Origin of the sequence: Micromonospora sp. 067-2, from assembly GCF_046549295.1 — a bacterium.
Lineage (GTDB): Bacteria > Actinomycetota > Actinomycetes > Mycobacteriales > Micromonosporaceae > Micromonospora.
In genome coordinates, this window is sequence record NZ_JAJPWB010000007.1 from 151401 (window position 1) to 169237 (window position 17837).

The 17837-nt window shown below is 69.3% G+C and carries 12 protein-coding genes; 10 read left to right on the forward strand and 2 right to left on the reverse strand.

Annotation, left to right across the window (positions count from 1 at the left end; genetic code table 11):
* The first annotated feature begins 102 nt into the window (after positions 1–102).
* The 10 genes from ACLJN9_RS18360 to ACLJN9_RS18405 all read left to right on the forward strand — a co-directional run bounded on the left by ACLJN9_RS18360 (position 103) and on the right by ACLJN9_RS18405 (position 12312).
* Positions 103–1497 carry an ABC transporter substrate-binding protein gene (locus ACLJN9_RS18360; RefSeq protein ID WP_410812641.1) on the forward strand — a complete coding sequence of 465 codons (1395 nt, stop codon included), beginning with the start codon at positions 103–105 and terminating at the stop codon, positions 1495–1497.
* Positions 1494–2456 carry a carbohydrate ABC transporter permease gene (locus tag ACLJN9_RS18365; RefSeq protein ID WP_410812642.1) on the forward strand — a complete coding sequence of 321 codons (963 nt, stop codon included), beginning with the start codon at positions 1494–1496 and terminating at the stop codon, positions 2454–2456. The genes ACLJN9_RS18360 and ACLJN9_RS18365 overlap by 4 nt, the downstream gene beginning before the upstream one ends.
* Positions 2456–3322 (forward strand): carbohydrate ABC transporter permease, encoded by an 867-nt coding sequence (locus tag ACLJN9_RS18370; protein WP_410812643.1) that lies wholly within the window; start codon positions 2456–2458, stop codon positions 3320–3322. Before ACLJN9_RS18365 ends, ACLJN9_RS18370 begins: the two co-directional genes overlap by 1 nt.
* Before the next feature lie 109 nt (positions 3323–3431).
* Positions 3432–4046: a methyltransferase domain-containing protein gene (locus ACLJN9_RS18375; protein WP_410812644.1), complete on the forward strand. Its 615-nt coding sequence runs from the start codon at positions 3432–3434 to the stop codon at positions 4044–4046.
* 341 nt (positions 4047–4387) lie between these two features.
* Entirely contained in the window at positions 4388–6133 is a 1746-nt protein-coding gene (locus ACLJN9_RS18380) for an RICIN domain-containing protein (protein WP_410812645.1), read from the forward strand.
* Positions 6134–6167: 34 nt separating this feature from the next.
* Positions 6168–7532, forward strand: a complete 1365-nt coding sequence (locus ACLJN9_RS18385; RefSeq protein ID WP_410812646.1) for a cellulase family glycosylhydrolase — start codon at positions 6168–6170, stop codon at positions 7530–7532.
* 121 nt (positions 7533–7653) lie between these two features.
* Positions 7654–9993 (forward strand): glycoside hydrolase family 97 catalytic domain-containing protein, encoded by a 2340-nt coding sequence (locus ACLJN9_RS18390; RefSeq protein WP_410812647.1) that lies wholly within the window; start codon positions 7654–7656, stop codon positions 9991–9993.
* A 191-nt stretch (positions 9994–10184) separates the two neighbouring features.
* Positions 10185–10730: a hypothetical protein gene (locus ACLJN9_RS18395; protein WP_410812648.1), complete on the forward strand. Its 546-nt coding sequence runs from the start codon at positions 10185–10187 to the stop codon at positions 10728–10730.
* A 16-nt stretch (positions 10731–10746) separates the two neighbouring features.
* Entirely contained in the window at positions 10747–11748 is a 1002-nt protein-coding gene (locus tag ACLJN9_RS18400; protein WP_410812649.1) for a hypothetical protein, read from the forward strand.
* Between the two features lie 243 nt (positions 11749–11991).
* Positions 11992–12312, forward strand: a complete 321-nt coding sequence (locus tag ACLJN9_RS18405) for a hypothetical protein (RefSeq protein WP_410812650.1) — start codon at positions 11992–11994, stop codon at positions 12310–12312.
* Positions 12313–12450: 138 nt separating this feature from the next.
* Here the strand turns inward: ACLJN9_RS18405 and ACLJN9_RS18410 are convergent, their stop codons facing one another.
* Together ACLJN9_RS18410 and ACLJN9_RS18415 are read right to left on the reverse strand one after the other, a co-directional pair.
* A complete protein-coding gene (locus ACLJN9_RS18410) occupies positions 12451–13266 on the reverse strand; it encodes a family 43 glycosylhydrolase (RefSeq protein WP_410812651.1) in 816 nt (271 codons plus the stop codon).
* A 199-nt stretch (positions 13267–13465) separates the two neighbouring features.
* Positions 13466–17803: a glycosyl hydrolase family 98 C-terminal domain-containing protein gene (locus ACLJN9_RS18415; RefSeq protein WP_410812652.1), complete on the reverse strand. Its 4338-nt coding sequence runs from the start codon at positions 17801–17803 to the stop codon at positions 13466–13468.
* Between the last annotated feature and the right edge of the window lie 34 nt (positions 17804–17837).

Below are 17837 nucleotides of genomic sequence, written 5' to 3' on the forward strand. Positions count from 1 at the left end.
GTAGCACTGGGCTCCAGGATAGCAAAAAATCGTTATATGTCTTGTCATTGATCAATCGAACGCGTTGAATCCGGCATGTACCCTTCGAGAGGAGTGCCACCGATGTCAGCACCTCCGAGGCGGATACTCGCCACCACCCTGATCATGGCACTTACCGCGTCCACCCTGCTGGCCTGCGGCGACGACAAGTCCGACAGCAGCAGCAACAAGATCACGGTGTGGAGCCTGGAGGACGTGGCCGACCGGGTCACCGCCACCAAGGCGATCATCGCCGACTTCACCGCGAAGACCGGCATCCAGGTCGAGCTGGTCACCGTCAACGAGGACCAGTTTCCGTCACTGATCTCCGCCAACGCCGCCGCCGGCGACCTGCCCGACGTGGTCGGCTCGGTCTCCCTGGCCGGCATCCGTACGCTCGCCGGCAACGAACTGCTGCACGCCTCGGCCAACACCGAGATCGTCGACAAGCTCGGCAAGCAGACCTTCTCGTCCCGCGCGCTGGAGCTCACCTCCGACGACGGCAAGCAGCTCTCCGTACCCAGCGACGGGTGGGGTCAGCTGCTCGTCTACCGCAAGGACCTGTTCGCCGCCGCCGGCCTGCCCACCCCCGACACCTACGAGCGGATCACCGCCGCCGCGGCGAAGCTGAACACCGGCGGCGTCGCCGGGATCACCGCGGCGACCGCCCCCAAGGACGTGTTCACCCAGCAGACCTTCGAGCACCTGGCGCTGGCCAACGGCTGCCAGCTCACCGACGACGCCGGCGCGGTCACCCTGGACTCGCCGCAGTGCGTCGAGGCGTTCCGGTTCTACGGCGACCTGATCCGCAACAGCTCGGTGAAGGGCGCCCAGGACGTGGACACCACCCGCGCCACGTACTTCGCCGGCAAGGCCGCCATGGTGGTCTGGTCGCCGTTCATCCTCGACGAGCTGGCCGGGCTGCGCAACGACGCCAAGCCGACCTGCCCGCAGTGCCAGGCCGACCCGACGTTCCTGGCCAAGAACAGCGGGTTCGTCACCGCGATCAAGGGCCCGAACGGCACCGAGCCAGCCCAGTACGGCGAGATCAGCTCGTGGGCCGTGCTGGACGGCGCCGCCGCCGACCCGGCGAAGTCCTTCGTGGAGTACATGCTCGGTGACGGCTACCCGCGCTGGTTCGGCATGTCCCCCGAGGGCCGCTTCCCGGTGCGCAAGGGCACCCCCGCCGAGCCGGAGACGTTCCTCACCGCCTGGAACACCAGCCAGGCCGGCGTGGACGCGAAGAAGCCCCTCGCAGAGGTCTACGGCGACGAGGTGCTCGCCACCCTGCGCCGCAGCCCGGACACCTTCCAGCGCTGGGGTCTCACGCAGGGGCAGGGCAAGCTCGTCGGCGCCATGCTCGCCGAGTTGCCGGTGCCGAAGGCGTTGAACGACGTCGTGTCCGGCAAGTCCGACGCGGCGGCGGCCGCAGGCCGGGCCAAGAAGGACGTCGACGCCATCAAGAAGGGCGTCAATTGACCACCACCGCGCCCGGCACCGGCCGCTCCCCCACCCGGGAGCGGCCGGCACCGGCCCGCCGCCGCCGCCGACCACTGACCCTGCGCCGTCGCGAGTCCCGTGCCGGGCTCGCGCTGGTCGCCCCGACCCTGCTCGTCACCATCGCGGTCATCGGCATCCCGATCGTCTGGACGGTGGTGCTCGCCTTCCAGCGGGTCCGGCTCGCCACACTGCGCAAGACCGGCCTGTTCGGCGAGTTCACCATGGACAACGTCGACCGGGTGCTGCACACCCCCGGCTTCGCCGGCACGCTGTGGACCACGTTGGTCTACAGCCTCGGCGGCACCGTCGGGTCGATCCTGCTCGGCCTGGTCGCCGCCCTGGTGGTCCGCCGCCCGTTCCGTGGCCGCACCCTGGTCCGGGCATCCATGCTGCTGCCGTACGTGGCGCCGGTCGTCGCGGTGACCTTCGTCTGGCAGGTGATGCTCGACCCGCAGCTCGGCATCGTCAACGACTGGGGCCAGCGGCTGCTCGGCTGGGACGCCCCGGTGCCGTTCCTGACCCAGGAGTCCACCGCGCTGGCCACGGTGATCGTCTTCGAGGCGTGGCGGTACTTTCCGTTCGCGTTCCTGTTCCTGCTGGCACGGCTCCAGGCGGTGCCCGGCGAGCTGGAGGAGGCCGCCCGGGTCGACGGCGCCACACCCACCCAACGGTTCCGGCACATCCTGCTGCCGCAACTGCTGCCGGTGATCGCCCTGCTCGGCGTGCTGCGCTTCATCATGACGTTCAACAAGTTCGACGACGTCTACCTGCTCACCGGCGGGTCGGCCGGCACCGAGGTGGTCAGCGTCCGGGTGTACGAGTTTCTCACCGCCCGTACCGACATCGGTGCCGCCGCCGCCCAGGCGGTCGTGCTGGCCGTGGTGCTCATCGTGTTCGTGCTGATCTACCTGCGCTTCTTCGGACGGAGGGTCAGCTGATGGACCGGGACGTCGTCGAGACGGTGAGCCTGCGCTGGCTGCGCCGTCTGGTGATCGCCGTGTTCCTGGTGATCACCGTCTTCCCCTTCTACTACATGCTGGTGCTCTCGGTGCGCCCCATCGAGCGGCTGCTGCTCGACCCGGGCTCGCTGGTGGTCGGCTTCGGCGAGCTGACCGTCGCCACGTACGCCGAGGTGCTCAGGGCCACCGACGACGGCGGCCAGGGTTTCCTCACCTTCATCCGCAACAGCGGCCTGGTCGCCGTCGCGGCGACCCTGCTCACCCTCGTGGTGGCGATCCCCGGGGCGTACGCGGTGGCCCGGCTGCGGTTCTTCGGGCGTCGACAGGTCGACTTCCTGTTCCTGGCCGTCTACCTGTTCCCGTCGATCGTCATCGCGATCCCCCTGTTCGTGGTCTTCACCCGGGCCGGGCTGCGTGGTTCGCTGTTCGGCCTGGTGCTGGTCTACATCTCGCAGACGTTGCCGGTCTCGGTCTACATGCTGAAGAACTACTTCGAGACCATCCCGGTCAGCCTGGAGGAGTCGGCCGCCATCGACGGCGCCGGTCGGCTGGGCATCATCCTCCGGGTCAGCCTGCCCCTCGCCATGCCGTCGATCATGGCGGTCGCGCTCTACGACTTCATGATCGCCTGGAACGAGTTCCTCTTCGCCCTGTTGTTCCTGGTCGACAAACCCGACCGGTGGACGGTGTCACTGGGGTTGTCCCTGCTCGCCGACGGCGTGGAGGTGCCCAAGACGGTGCTGATGGCCGGGTCGGTCGTCCTCACCCTGCCCATCGTGATCCTCTTCTTCGCCAGCGAGCGGCTGCTCACCGAGGGGCTGACCAGCGGCGCCGAGAAGGGCTGAGGGTGCCGGCGTCATCGATCGGTTGACTGTCGGCCGATGACGCCGGCCCGCGGGCCGGTCGTTCGTACGGTGGACGGGTCCGCCATTCGATCAGCCGAAGGGGCCCGTGATGAGGCACAGCCGGCCAGGCCGGCCGACCGAGACCTCCGGGCTGGACTACACCGAGCGGCTGCGACGCCTGGGCAGCGCCCGCTGGAAGCGACTACTCGACGTGCAGGCGCCCTATCGGTGGAACCTGCGTCGGCTACGACTGGGGCGCACCCTCGACATCGGCTCCGGCCTGGGCCGCAACCTGGCCAACCTGGGCGGTGACGCGATCGGCGTCGACCACAACCGGGCGTCGGTGGAGCACACCCGGGCAGCCGGCTTCGAGGCGTACACGGTGGAGGAGTTCCACCTCAGCCCGCACGCACGTCCGGGGTCGTTCGACTCGCTGCTCGCCGCGCACCTGTTGGAGCACCTGCCCGCCGAGCAGGCGCGGGAGGTCGTCGCCTCCTACCTGCCGTACGTGCGTCCCGGCGGGACCGCCGTGTTCATCACCCCACAGGAACGCGGGTACGGCAGCGACGCCTCGCACGTCCGCTTCGTCGGCTTCGCCGAGGCGGCGCAGACCTGCCGGGATCTGGGCCTCGCCGTCACCCGGCAGTTCTCCTTCCCGTTTCCCCGGACGCTGGGGCGGGTCTTCACCTACAACGAGTTCGTCACCGTCGCCCGGACGCCCTGACCTGCTCCCCGCGTTGCCAGCCGGTTCGGTTTCGGTGCTACCTGGCCCCCGACCCGGCGGATCCTCGGCATTGTCACGTCATCTGATGTCTGGCCGACGGATCGCGCACCGACGACATCGTCGACGGACCGGACGCCGAAGCTGTACCCCCGGGTGAACAGCCCGTCAGCCGCGGTTTTCGGAGACCTGCCACCGCCCGCCTCCTTCCAGTGGAGCCATTGACACATCTGATGTTCACGTTCACACTTTCGAGACGTCACGGAAACATAGGCACTCATCGTATCGATGTTGATCGCTGCAATGACAACACGGCACGACTCGCCAGTGAACGGAGCAACCGCATGCGGCGACACCCTCGTCTCCTCCGTGCGATCCCGGCGGTCCTGCTGGCCATCGTGGTCAGCGCTGCGGGACTCGCGCTCGCACCCAGCCCCAGTTCGGCCGCCAACCCGGTCGTCACCGTCGACCTGTCCGCCGGGACGGGCGCGGTCATGCACGGCGCGACCGGGTGGCTCTACGGACTGGCCTACGACAACCGGCCCGGGCCCTCGATGATGGCCGGGTTGAAGCCGCAGTACACCGGGCAGAAGGCGCCGGGCGGCCTCCAACACGCCGACGGCGACGCCTTCGAGGTCGCGCCCGACTTCCTGCAGGCCGGCGGCAAGGCCGTGATGATCTACATGCAGGACGACTACGCCCAGTGGCCCTATCCGAACAACGGCGTCAACGAGTACCTCAACCACGTCTCGGCCATCGCCAACAAGGTCAAGGCGAACCCCAACCGGAGCAGCTTCATCTACGTGCCGTTCAACGAGCCGGACTGGATCTGGTACGCCCCCAGCGGCGCCAAGCTCACCCAGTTCCTCAACGACTGGAAGCTGGTCTACCAGCGCATCAGGTCGATCGACCCGAGCGCGGTGATCGCCGGCCCGAACTTCCTCTCCTACAACAGCGCCGCGCTGCGATCCTTCTTCACCTTCGCCAAGAACAACCAGGTCGTGCCGCAGATGACGACGTGGCACGCCCTCGACGACGCGTACTTCACCAACTGGTACGCCAACTACGACGACTACCGCCGGATCGAGTCCGACCTGGGCATCGGGCGGCTACCGGTGAACATCAACGAGTACGGTCGGCAGAACAGGGACCTCGGCGTCCCCGGCAACCTCGTGCAGTACCTCGCCCGCTTCGAGACCAGCAAGGTCTATGCCTGCATGGCCTACTGGACGCCGGCCGGCACGTTGAACGAGCTGCTGACCCCGGGCGGCACGGCGAAGGCTAGCGCCTGGTACCTCTACAACTGGTACGGCACCATGACCGGCACCACCGTCCGCACCACCCTGCCGAGCCAGAACGGGGCGTTGCAGGCCCTCGCCTCGATCGACGGCAACAGGCAGCAGTCGAGCGTCATCCTGGGCGGCGCGGGCGGCAGCACGGACGTCGTCGTCAAGGGCTTCTCCTCGACGTCCTTCGGCAACACGGTCACCGTCACCGTCGCCGCGCTGGCGAACTCGGGGGCTGGCGCGTCCAACGGACCGACCCAGGTCTCCCGGACGACCGCGACGGTGTCCAACGGTCAGATCACCGTGACCGTACCGAACATGGCCGCCGCCAATGCCTACAACATCGTCGTCACAGCGGGCGGCGGTGGCGGCTCGTTCGACCCGGCCAGGACGTACCAGGTGACCAACCGCAAGAGCGGCAAGGCGTTGGAGGTCTACCCCGGCAACAGCGCGGACGGCACCGCCGTCGACCAGCGCAGCTCGACCGGCGCGGCCAACCAGCGCTGGTACCTCCAGGACGCCGGTGGGGGCTACCTCAAGGTGATCAACGCGGGCAGCGGCAAGGCTCTCGACGTCAACCAGGCCTCGACCGCGGACGGCGCGCCGGCCATCCAGTGGACCTACAGCGGCTCCGCCAACCAGCAGTGGAGCGTCGTCGACGTGGGCGGCGGCTACTACCGCCTCACGGCCCGGCACAGCGGCAAGTCACTCGACGTGACCGGCGGCTCCGTGGCCGACGGCGCGGCGGTGATCCAGTGGCCGTACGCCGGCGGCACCAACCAGCAGTGGACCATCCGGCCCTGATCGCCACCTCTCCCCTCGTCCCGGAAGGCAGGACATGCGTACCCGAGTAGCTCCTCTCGTCGTCGCCCTGCTCGCGACGGTCGCCGCGCTCCTCGTCGGCGTGGGCCCGGCCCACGCCGCCGCCGGATTCTCCGTCAGCAACGGCAGGCTGTACGACGCCAACGGCAACGACTTCGTGATGCGGGGCATCAACCACCCCTACATCTGGTTCCTCAACCAGAACAGCTCGTTCGGCACCATCAAGGCAACCGGCGCGAACACCGTCCGCGTCGTGCTCAACCGGGGGGCCGACACCGCCACCGTCGCCGCGGCCGTGACCCAGTGCAGGAACAACCGTCTGGTCTGCGTACTCGAGGTCCACGACACGACCGGCTACGCCCCGGGCAACGGCGCCGCGACGCTGGCCCAGGCCGCGGACTGGTGGATCTCGGTGCGGAACGCCGTTCTCGGCCAGGAGCGGTACGTCATCGTCAACCTCGGCAACGAGCCCTACGGCAGCGGCACCGACACCGGCTGGATCAGCCAGACGAACTCGGCGATCGGGCGGCTGCGCGGCGCGGGATTCACCCACACGCTGATGGCCGACGCGCCCGGCTACGGCCAGGACGGCGACTACCTGATGCGCAACAACGCCGCCTCGGTGCTCGCCAACGACCCGCAGCGCAACGTCATCTTCTCCGTGCACATGTACGGGGTCTACGGCTCCGCGACCCGGGTGAGCGACTATCTCACCTGGTTTGCCAACAACCGGCTGCCGCTCGTGGTCGGTGAGTTCGGCTGGCGACACAGCGGCGTCGACGTCGCCGTCGACAGCATCCTCTCCACCGCCCAGTCCCGGTCGCTCGGCTGGCTGGCCTGGTCCTGGAGCGGTAACGGAGGCAGCGACGCCGTGCTCGACCTGACCAACGGCTTCAACCCCAACAGCCTGACCTCGTGGGGCAACCGGGTCGTCAACGGCACCAACGGCCTGCGGGCGACCGCGCGGGAGGCATCCGTCTACGGCGGCGGCGGCACGGCAGGAACGATCGTCGGTCAGCAGTCACGCCGCTGCGTCGACGTGCCCGCGGCCAGCCAGACCAACGGCACCGCCATCGCCCTGTGGGACTGCAACGGCGCCACCAACCAGCGCTGGACCACGACCTCCGGCGGCGAACTCCGCGTCTACGGCAACAAGTGCCTCGACGTCGACAACCAGAGCACCACCGCGGGCGCCAAGGTGCAGATCTGGGACTGCAACGGTCAGCGCAACCAGCAGTGGACCTTCACCGGCGACGGCTCGATCCGGGGTGTGCAGTCGGGTCTCTGCCTGGACGCCACCGGCCAGGGCACCGCGAACGGCACCGCCATCGTTCTGTGGACGTGCAGCGGAACGGCCAACCAGAAGTGGACCCGAGCCTGACCGTGGGCGGCTGACGGCGTCCGACGGCGTCAGCGGATCGCTACGGCGCCACCAGCGGTGGCGGGCCGCCCGACGGGCGGCCCGCCGTGGCGTCCACGACCAATCAGAGAGGCGCAGACCGATGACAGGTGCGGCAACAACCGGCGCGGCGATCACCCGTACCGGCAGGATCTGGCTGGCGCTCGCGTGCGCTGTCGTGCTCACCGCCGGTGGTGTCGTCTGGGGTCAGAAGGCCAGCGCGGCGACGATCCAGCCGGGCGTCTGGTACCAGCTCACCAACCGGCTCAGTGGCAAGGTGCTCGACGTGACCGGCGGGTCCACCGCCGACGGCGCCGACGTGGTGCAGTACACCGACACCGACGCCACCAACCAGCAGTGGAGGTTCGTCGACGCCGGTGGCGGCTACTACCGGCTGCTCGCCCGGCACAGTGGCAAGGCGCTGGACGTGACCGGCGGATCCACGGCCGACGGCGCCGACGTGGTCCAGTGGACCGACAGCGGCGGCCAGAACCAGCAGTGGTCGGTGGTCGACACCACCGGCGGCTACGTCAAGCTGCTCAACCGGCGCAGCGCGAAGGCACTCGACGTGCAGGACCGCTCGACGGCCGACGGTGGCGACGTCGTCCAGTGGACCGACAACGGCGGCCCGAACCAGCAGTGGCTGCTGACGGTGGTCGGCACGGACCCCACGGCCCCGCCCTCGGGCACCTGGTCGGTGGCCCAGCCGGGAGTGGGCGGCACCGGCTGTGACGGCGTACGGGCGACCCTGACCCGTACCGCTGCCGGTGGGCTCACCCTCGGCGCGACCCGCAACTGCGCCGCCGCGCTGCTGCCGGCGCCGGTCGGCGTGGTGACCACCGCGGCCGACCTGGGCACCGGTCTGACCTTCACCAGCCGGGCGGACCGCGTGCTGACCTACTCGTACACGACGGTCTCCGGCAAGAGCCGGCAACGCTCCCGTACGGCGACCGAATCGAGGCTGGTCTTCTCGCGCGGCAGCGCCACGCTCACCGTGGTGCTCCGGGTGTCGGCTGATGGCGTCGCCTTCCGGTACGAGCTGCCCGGCTCCGGGACGATCACCCGCGAGGCGTCCACCTTCACCGTGCCCGGCACCGCAGTGTCCTTCCTGTCCGGCTGGCAGTCCCAGTACGAGAACCCCTACGTGCGCGGCACCGCGTCCGCGGCGGCCAGCGGCGACTACGTCCATCCGGCACTGTTCCAGGCGGGGGCGAACTGGGTTCTGCTCAGCGAGTCGGACGTCGACGGCCGGTACTCCGGCGCGCGGCTCACGCACACCGCCGGCACGGGGCAGTTCGGCATCAGGCTGGCCGACGCCCAGGTGGCCTACACCGGCGGTCTCGCCACCTCCTGGCGTACCGCGGTCATCGGCACCGCCGCCACGGTCGTCGAATCGACCCTCAACGAGGACGTCGCGCCCGCCTCGAAGATCAGCGACACGTCGTGGATCAGAACCGGCGTCTCGGCCTGGTCCTGGCTGGACGGGTACGACGCCACCCAGCGCAATCTGACCAGGCAGAAGGAGTACGTCGACTACGCCGCGAGCCAGGGTTGGGAGTACGTGGTCGTCGACGACGGTTGGAACGTCGTCACCTGGATGCCGGAGCTGGTCTCCTACGCGGCCGCCAGGAACGTCCGGATCATCCTCTGGTACCGCTGGACCGACCTGGACACCGCGACGGAACGGTCGAACGAGTTCGCCCGGATCGCCGGCTGGGGCGTCGCCGGGGTGAAGCTGGACTTCATGGAATCCGACAGCCAGTCGCGTTACCGCTGGTACGACGACGTGCTCGCCGCGGCCGCGCAGTACCACCTGGTGGTCGACTTCCACGGCTCGACGATCCCGCACGGCATCCAGCGCACCTGGCCGAACGTGCTCGCCATGGAGGCGGTACGCGGTGAGGAATACGGGAGCCGCGCCATCGGCCACGTCGTCGCGCTGCCGTTCACCCGCAACGCCGTGGGTTCGATGGACTACACGGCGATGACGTTCCAGAACACGCAGCCCAACAGCCAGGCCGCCGAGCTGGGCCTCGGCGTGGTCTTCGAGGCCGGCCTCCAGGTCTTCGGCGGATCCATTGCGGCCTACCGGTCCCGGCCGGAGGCGCAGCGCTTCCTGCGCCAACTGCCGACGGTGTGGGACGAGACCCGACTGGTCGCCGGCGACCCGACAGCCGGCCCGACCATCGCCCGGCGCAACGGCGCACGCTGGTTCGTCGGCGGTGTCTATCCGGGCGGCACGCGCACGGTCTCGGTGCCGCTGACCTTCCTGTCGTCCGGCAGCTGGCTGGTCGAGACAGTCACGGACGGCTCCGGGGGTCTGGTCCGCTCGTCCCGGACGGTGACCGCCGGCACCGCCCTGTCCGTTCCCGTGGTCGCCAACGGCGGCTTCGCGGCACAGCTGTGCCCTGCGACCGCCGGCCGCACGACGTGTGACGAATAACGAGGCCGGGCCGGATGACGCCGCGGCGGTGACCGGGTCGACCGGTCGCCGCCGCAGTGTCCGGCGGGCCGTCGGCTCCGCCTGGGACGTCGCTTTTGGGTGCTTTCATCCGGAATTTACTTTTAGTCTGATTCTCGTGGCTAATGTCGGCTCACACGTATCGGACGAAGAGAATGAATGAAGGAGCATCGATGCGACACAGACTCCTGGCCGCCGTACTGGCCGGTGCCGCCGTCTCAGCCGCGCTCGGCGCGCCGGCGTTGGCTGATCAGAAGGACACCACGGTGACGCTGACGGTGAACGCCAGTGGTGGGCTCAGCATCACCGTGCCGGCCACGGCCAATCTCGGTCAGGGCACCGAGGGCTCGACGGTCTCCGGCCAACTCGGTCCGGTCACCGTGCTCGACCAGCGGGGTTCCCTGACCCCCAACTGGAGCGCCTCGGTCATCTCGACCGACTTCAAGACCGGCGGTGGCACCTCCGGTGAGACCATCCCGAACATCAATGTGGAGTACTGGTCGGGCAACGCCACCTCGACGGCCGGCACCGGTTCGTTCGTTCCGGGACAGCCGACAGCCGCCGACCGGGTCATCATCAACGTGCCGCGCGTGGCGTTCAGCCACTCCGGCGGGTCCGGGAACAACTTCGCCACGTGGAATCCGACCCTCGTGGTGAACATCCCCGCCGGCACCGTCCAGGGCGTCTACACAGGCACGGTGACACATTCGGTGGTCTAGCCGCCTCGGTCGGCTGGTGCCGTCGGTCTCCGTAGCTCTGCTCGTGCTCGGAGTACCGGCGGCGCCAGCTGTTGCCGGGCAGTCGCCGCGGCAGGCGACCGAGACCGACGCCGGCGGGATCGGTCTGCGCCTGCTCGACATCCCGACCGAGCGGGCCGAGGATCCACGCGCCCAGGTCTACATCGTGGACCACGTACGGCCCGGAGCGACGATCAGTCGGCGGGTCGAGGTCCGCAACACGTCGTCGGAGCCGCAGAAGATCGAGCTGTACGCGGGTGCCGCATCGATCGAAGGCACCACGTTCGCTGTCCCCGACGGCCGGAAGGCCAACGAGCTGAGCGGCTGGACGCACCTCGATCAGCGGTTCGTCGAGCTCGACCCCGACGACCGGCAGGCCGTCCGCGTCGAGATCGAGGTGCCTCCCGCGGCCTCGAGGGGTGAGCGGTACGCGACGATCTGGGCCCAGGTGGTGAGCCCGCCCCAGCATGGCGGAAACGTCACCCAGGTCCACCGCGTCGGGGTACGGATGTATCTCGACATCGGTCCCGGCGGCGAACCGCCGACCGACTTCCGCATCGACGACGTGACGGCCACGCGCGGTGCGGGTGGGTTCCCCATCGTCAAGGCCCGCGTGGTGAACACCGGTGAGCGGGCCTTGGACATGACCGGCGCACTCCAACTCAGCAAGGGGTCGGTGCAGGCGGGTCCCTTCCGGTTGACCAGCGGGGCGACACTCGCCCCGGGCGGCAGCGGCGATGTCGGCATCGAGCTCGACCAGGCTCTGCCCGCCGGCGTCTGGGACGTCCGGTTGACCCTGGCCAGCGGGCCGGTGGAACACACCGCCGAAGGCCGGATCACGCTGCCGGTGCCGGGAACCGTTGCCATGACGGTCCAGCAGCCGAGGCGGCTGGTCTATCCGCTCGGCACGGCGGCCGCGGTGCTGGTGCTGCTCGCCACCGCCGCCTGGTACCTGATTCGACGGCGGTCGAGAGTGCGGCTGGCCGGGCACTCCGTCTGAACTCCCGCCACAGCGCCGCGAGCCGGCCGTCTCTCCGAGGCGGCCGGCTCGATGTCCCAGGGGACTTCCGTTTTGCCGGAAACGATTGATCTGCCAGATAGGTGTAATTTCGTCGCCTCTGGTCACCTAGAGTGGTTTTCGCATCCGGTATCGGAGCGTGAGGAGGCCGTCATGGTGGTCCGCCGGGCATCAGCGATCCGATCGCGGCCAAACGGTCGTACTCTCCGTCTCGCGCTGTTCGTGGTGGTTGGGCTGGCGGCCCCGGCGCTCGCCGCAGCGGCGGGGCCGGTCGCCCACCGGCAGGTCGCGCCACCGGCTCGCACGGTGGTGGCGGTGACGGTCGCCGACCCCCGTCCGCCCACCGGCTCCACCGGGGTCACCTTCGAGGTGGTGTCGGCCACGCCGACCGGGAAGCCCACCTCATCCCCGTCCGCGGGACCGCTGCCCGTCACCGGCGTCGGTCCGGACGCCGGTCGGCTGCTCGCGTTCGGTGCGGTGTTGGGCGGCGTTGGCGCCGTACTCGTCGCCCTGGGCGTCCGCCGCCGCCGCGACCAGCTCAGATGACCGGGTCAGCTCACCGCCGACCGGTAGGCGTCGACCACGAGTTCCGGCGACGGGATCGGGTTGGCGGGGCGCCGACGTGGCGCTGGTCGGTCCGGACGGCGGGAACCGGACCTGCCCGCCGCAGCGGCGCGGACGCCGTCAGCCGAGGACGGTGTCGGCCATGCCGATCCAGGCGCTGTACCGGCCGTTGTCCATGAACTTGGCGGTCGACAGGTAGTAACGGCCGTTCGCGCGGAACAGGAAGCAACCCTCGTCACCTCCGCTGTTGGCCCGGGTCACCGGCCCGGTGGTGCCGGTCCAGGTGGCGTTGATCCGGAAGATGTTGCCACTCTCGTAGCAGAGGTAACCGGTGCCGTCGGTGTCACGGAACAGCGAGCCGTCGATGTTGCCGAAGAGGTTGCCACCGTCGTCGCGCACGTTGACGTAGGGGCCCTCGGGCCGGCCGCTCGTGCTGCGCAGCATCGTGCTGCCCTTGGTGGCCAGGCTGTAGACGAGGTAGTAGGTCCCCAGGTACGCCACCTCCGGTGCCCACGCGCCACGGTAGGGCACACCGTGCAGGTCCCACCAGGCCCGCTCGTCGGGGGCACCGTCGCGCTCGAAGCTCCACACCAGGCCCCTCGTGACGCTGGTGTCGCGCAGCCGGACGTTGTCGACGGCCGGTGTGATGGCGGGCAGCAATCCGCTGGTGACCACCGATCCGGTGGCCTCCCGGTCGGTCGGTGGCGCTGCGACGGTCACGGTCTGCTGCACGGCGGCGGTGGCCCCGGCGACACTGCGGGCGACCGCGCGCAGCGTGTGCGGCCCCCGCGACACCGCCCTGGTGTTCCACAGCATGCCGTACGGATAGCTGGTGTCCGTCTGGGCGACCTGCCCGTCGACCGAGAACACCACACCTACCGCGACACCGCGTGCTCCCCGCAACCGCCGCGCCGTCTCCTGCTGCCGACCCCTCATCCAGACCCTCCCCCATGGCGACCTGGCGGGCGCCGGTGTCGCACCGAGCGGTGCCGGTGTCGTACCGACGTTTCGGCCGAGCTGTCGCATTGTTTCGACGCAGACACCAGATGCATTCGGGTCGCGCAGGGGGCGGCGCTGTGTGCGCCGCGCCCCCTGTGCTTCCCGTTGCTGAGGATCAGTCGTTGGGGGCCACCGTCTACCGCGGGGTGACCAGGCTGCTGGGAAACGACGCGGCCGAGGTGCCGACCGCGTTCCGTGCCGTGACGGTGAAGCTGTAGGCGGTGCCGTTGGTCAGGCCGCCGACCGTGCAGCTGGTCGCGCCGGTCGTCGAGCAGGTGGCTCCGCCCGGACGGGCCGTGACGGTGTAACCGGTGATCGACGAGTTGCCGTTGCGGGCCGGTGCGGTCCACCGCACGGAGACCTGGCCGCTGCCCGGGGTGGCGCTGACCGCGGTCGGTGCTCCGGGGGCGGAGGAGGACGGCACGGTGACGGAGATCCGGGCGGTGACCTTCTCCCAGGGGTATCCGTTGATGGTGCCGGTGATGGTCTGCGTGGTGGGCGCGCCCGCGACGATGTCGGGCGTGGTGTCCCACCGCACGTAGAGGTACTTGGTGTACGTGCCGCCGGTGCCGTCGTCGAACGTCCCGGTGCCCGGTGTCTGCGTGGGGACGGCCCGGTTGGTGGCGCTGTAGCTGCCCGTGATGGTGAAGGTGGTGGTGAGGTTGGGCATGACCGTCACGAGGACCGGCACGGTCAGCGAGGTGCCGGCGACGGTGCCCTGGATGGTGAAGCGGCCCCGGCCGGTGCCGGCCTTGGTCGGTGTGGTGGCGGTGGCGAGCTGCGTCGCGCTGATGGCCGGCCAGGTCACCGCGACCGATCCCTTCGTGTTGTCGGAGTAGCGGGCCGTCACCGTGCCGGGCAGCGCGGGCTGCTTGGTGCGGGCGGTCTTGACGGCGACCTGGTCGTAGCCGGTGATGTGCCGTCCGCTGATGCCGTCGGCGGGCACCAGGGTGGCCGTCGGACGTGCGGCGGTGACCCGGTCGGTGGGCCGGGCCACGACCCTGGCGTCCTCGACGTTCGCGGTGCCACCGGCGGGCACCCAGACACCGGTCGCCCCGCTGGCGAAGGTGGTGTCCCGCACGCTCAGGGCGGGTTTGCCACCGACGAGGACGGTCAGCAGCGATCCGTGCGCGGTGACCTTCACCAACTGCCAGGTGTTCGCGGCCAGGGGCACCGGCGACGGGGCGCTGGCGAGGGTGGTCCAGGTGCCGTTGACGCGCTTGCCGAAGGAGACCGTCCCGGTCCGGGTGTCGATGCGGGCCTGGTACATGTTGGCGTTGTCCCGCGCGCGAACCACCAGAGCGGCCTGGTCGCCCCTGGTCACCCGTAGCCAGGCCCAGGAGTCGTAGCCGCCGTCGGTGGCCCACCCCGCCTCCCCGCCGCCGAGCGCGACGAGGTCGGTGCCGGCGGCCGCGGTGGCGGCGTAGTAGCCGGACTGGCCGGAGGTGAAGGTGTTGTTCTCGACGACACCCCAGCTGCCGCCGCTGATCTGCCACCGCCAGGGGAAGGTGAACGAGCTGCGCGGGTCCGGCTTCTGGTGCCAGTCGAAGACCAGCGGCGTCTCGGTCATCCAGCCCCGGGCCTGCGACCACGAGTCGAAACCACTCTGGTAGGCCACCCGCCCGTTGTCCAGATCGGTGACCTTGACGTCGTCGAGTTGGACGAACTGACCGAGCCGGTACCCGGCGTCGGTCTGCATCTGCGGCGCCCGCAGACCGGTGTAGCCGGTGCGCCCGGCGTAGGCGCCGGTCGCCGTGTACGAGAGCACCTGGCTGCCGTTGATCGACGCGGTGATCGTGTTGCCGGACGCCGTCACCACGACGCTGTACTCCTGGTCGGGCTTGAGAGTGAGCGACGACGGGCAACTGGCCAGGCTCGTGGTGCCGTAGTCGGCCATCAACTGGCAGGAGGTGCTGGCCGTGTTGCTGCGTCCCTCGGCGGTGCGGGACGGGTCGAGCCGGAAGTGGAAGGCCTGCTTGGTGTCCTCGTTGGCCCGGAACACCAGGGCGCCCGAGGTGCCGTGGATGAGGTTGATCTTCGCCTCGTACCGCAGGTTGGTGAGTTTGGCGTTGGTGTTGTAGACGGTGGTGTCGCCGTAGAAGGGGAAGACGAACCCCACCAACTTGAGCTTGCCGTCGATCACCCGCCAACCCTCGGAGCCGTAGAGGACGTCCTCGTCGGCGGCCTCGCTGCCGTAGTTGAAGTCGTTGGTCTCGATGCTGTTGGCGGTGTGCTCGACCGACGGCACGTGAGCGAGGGTCTGGATCGGTAGCGACGACCCTTCCAGCCGCAGGGTGTGCACCGAGTTGGACAGGCCGGTGGCGCGGAAGACGGTGCCACCGCCGGACAGGGCGACGGACGGCGCGAACGTCACACCGTCGATCAGCGCCCGGGCGGTGCCGGTGGAACCGGTGGGAACCGTCCAGGCGACCGACGTGCCGTCGAAGGTGTACTCCTTGGCGCCGGTGCTGCTGACGATCTGACTTGAGGTGCCCGGGACCGACGTCCAGCCGCCCTCGTGGTTCGCGGTGGTCAGTTTGATGTTGACGACGCCGTTGTGGCGTACGACGAGGCTGTAGGTGTGGCTGTTCGGGTTCCACTGTTCGGTGTAGGTGTAGCGGTTGCGGTCGTAGCCCGAGATGGTCAGGGTCGGCCTGGTGGCCACGTCGAACCGCATCGTGGTGGTCCGCAGCGCGGCGTCCTGCGGGTTGGGCACGTAGGCGTACTTCACGAAGTTGCGGTTGAACTCCATGTCCCGGGTGCCGCCGGGCTTGAGCAGGTCGGCCTCGCGGTCGGTGCGGAAGTTGTCGAGCAGCACCGAGATCGCCGATCCGCTCTCGGTCACCGCGGCCCAGGTGTGCGGCGTGATCTCGGGCATCTCCAGTCGGCTGAACGTGCTGCCGCCGAGCAGGAGGTTGGCGTCCTCGGTGAAGTTGTCCCGGTCGTTGGTGTTGTAGACCAGCCAGTTGGCACCGGCCTTCTGCACGAACGCCTCACCGGTGGAGATCTGCGGGTACCGGCTGTTGAACAGGGCGTTGCGGGCATCGCCGTAGTACAGGGCAGGGTCGTAGCTGCTCTTGGTCAGGACCGTGTCGAAGCGTGTCAAGAGGCTCGACGGCGCCCGGGCCGGGATCCGCGGGATGATGTTGTAGCGGCCGTTGGACCGGAGGTAGAACCACAACCCCTTCTGCACGGCGGTCAGGGACGGGCTCTTCTCGTACATCGAGTAGAACGTCGTGCGGTTGGGGTTGCCGCTGCGGCCGGGCGACGTGGAGTCGCCGAGGGTGGAGATCGCGCCGCCGGTCTCCGAGTAGGCGACCTTGGTACGCGAGATGACCTCGTCACGGGTCGGCGACTTCTGCGTCAGGATGTGCCGGATCGCCGGCAGGATCGACTGGTAGAAGTACGGCGAGAACAGGCTGCCCGTGGTGGGGATGTCCAACTGGTTCTCGAGGTGGAACACCGTGGCGCCGTTCTGCCACTGGTCGAGCATCATCATCGATGAGATCGGTTCGGCGATGCTGCGTGACCACCGGTCGCCACAGTTGCTGTAGCTGCCGGGGTTGACGGCGAAGTAGCCGCATCCGTAGTAGGGGTACCCGTCGAAGTAGGGCCCCCAGTTGTCGAACGCGCCGGCGAGCCACGCGCCCTGCGTCCAGGCGTTGACCGCCTCGAAGTTCTCGTGGAAGTTCTTCGGGTTGAAGATGAAGTTCTTGGCGTAGCGGGCCGCGGTGTTCCAGTTCGTCTGGTTCTCCAGACGGTTGGCCAGCAGGTTGCCCTCCTCCAGCGAGCCGAGCACGTGGAAGCCGCCGTAGTTGTTGGCCAGTTGCAGGGCCTGGTCGAGATCGCCGAGGGTGCTGGTGAGTTCGGAGACCACGGTGCCCATGAAGTGTGGGTAGCGCTGGTACAGCGACTCGGTGAAGCTGAACTTCGAGGAGCTCTTGGTGATGCCCTCTCCCCAGAGGATGAACACGGGGATCCCGAGCGAGTCCGCCTCTCGGACGTTGTCCTCCAGCCAGGCGGCCGACATGGCGGTGTTGTTGTCCGACAGCGCCGTGTGGCCCTGGTGCAGGACGAAGCCGATGTTGTGTTTCACGTCGTCCGGCACCGACGCCCACAGCTGCGCCATCGACCAGCCGCTGTTGTAGTTGCGCTTGAAGCCGGGTGTGTGGCCGAGGTCGTTGCCGATGTTCAGCTGGGTCAGCAGCAGCGGGCTGGCGCTCCCGACCGTCATCCGCATCGGCGCGTCGGCGCGGGGGGCCGCGGCCAGCGGGATCGCGGCGGCCCGGAGCGTGTCGACCGGGGCGGCCTGTGCCGGCGCGGAGGTGAGCAACTGGACGGGTGTGACGGCCAGGGCAGCGACCAGCAGCCCGGCCAGGATCCGCCGAGGCGTCGACGGGCGGTGTCGGCGGGTGGGACGGTGGGTGGTGTCCGGGGCGTTTGACCGGACGCGGAGCAGGAGCCGCGGGCGCATGGGGCCCTCCGATCGGCGGTGGTGGTGGGTTCGG

Bases quoted from the DNA above. Each gene is read 5' to 3' on its own strand.
- ACLJN9_RS18385 (WP_410812646.1), top strand. From the start codon at position 6,168: ATGCGTACCCGAGTAGCTCCTCTCGTCGTCGCCCTGCTCGCGACGGTC.
- ACLJN9_RS18395 (WP_410812648.1), top strand. From the start codon at position 10,185: ATGCGACACAGACTCCTGGCCGCCGTACTGGCCGGTGCCGCCGTCTCA.
- ACLJN9_RS18390 (WP_410812647.1), top strand. From the start codon at position 7,654: ATGACAGGTGCGGCAACAACCGGCGCGGCGATCACCCGTACCGGCAGG.
- ACLJN9_RS18415 (WP_410812652.1), bottom strand. From the start codon at position 17,803: ATGCGCCCGCGGCTCCTGCTCCGCGTCCGGTCAAACGCCCCGGACACC.
- ACLJN9_RS18375 (WP_410812644.1), top strand. From the start codon at position 3,432: ATGAGGCACAGCCGGCCAGGCCGGCCGACCGAGACCTCCGGGCTGGAC.
- ACLJN9_RS18380 (WP_410812645.1), top strand. From the start codon at position 4,388: ATGCGGCGACACCCTCGTCTCCTCCGTGCGATCCCGGCGGTCCTGCTG.
- ACLJN9_RS18360 (WP_410812641.1), top strand. From the start codon at position 103: ATGTCAGCACCTCCGAGGCGGATACTCGCCACCACCCTGATCATGGCA.
- ACLJN9_RS18370 (WP_410812643.1), top strand. From the start codon at position 2,456: ATGGACCGGGACGTCGTCGAGACGGTGAGCCTGCGCTGGCTGCGCCGT.
- ACLJN9_RS18410 (WP_410812651.1), bottom strand. From the start codon at position 13,266: ATGAGGGGTCGGCAGCAGGAGACGGCGCGGCGGTTGCGGGGAGCACGC.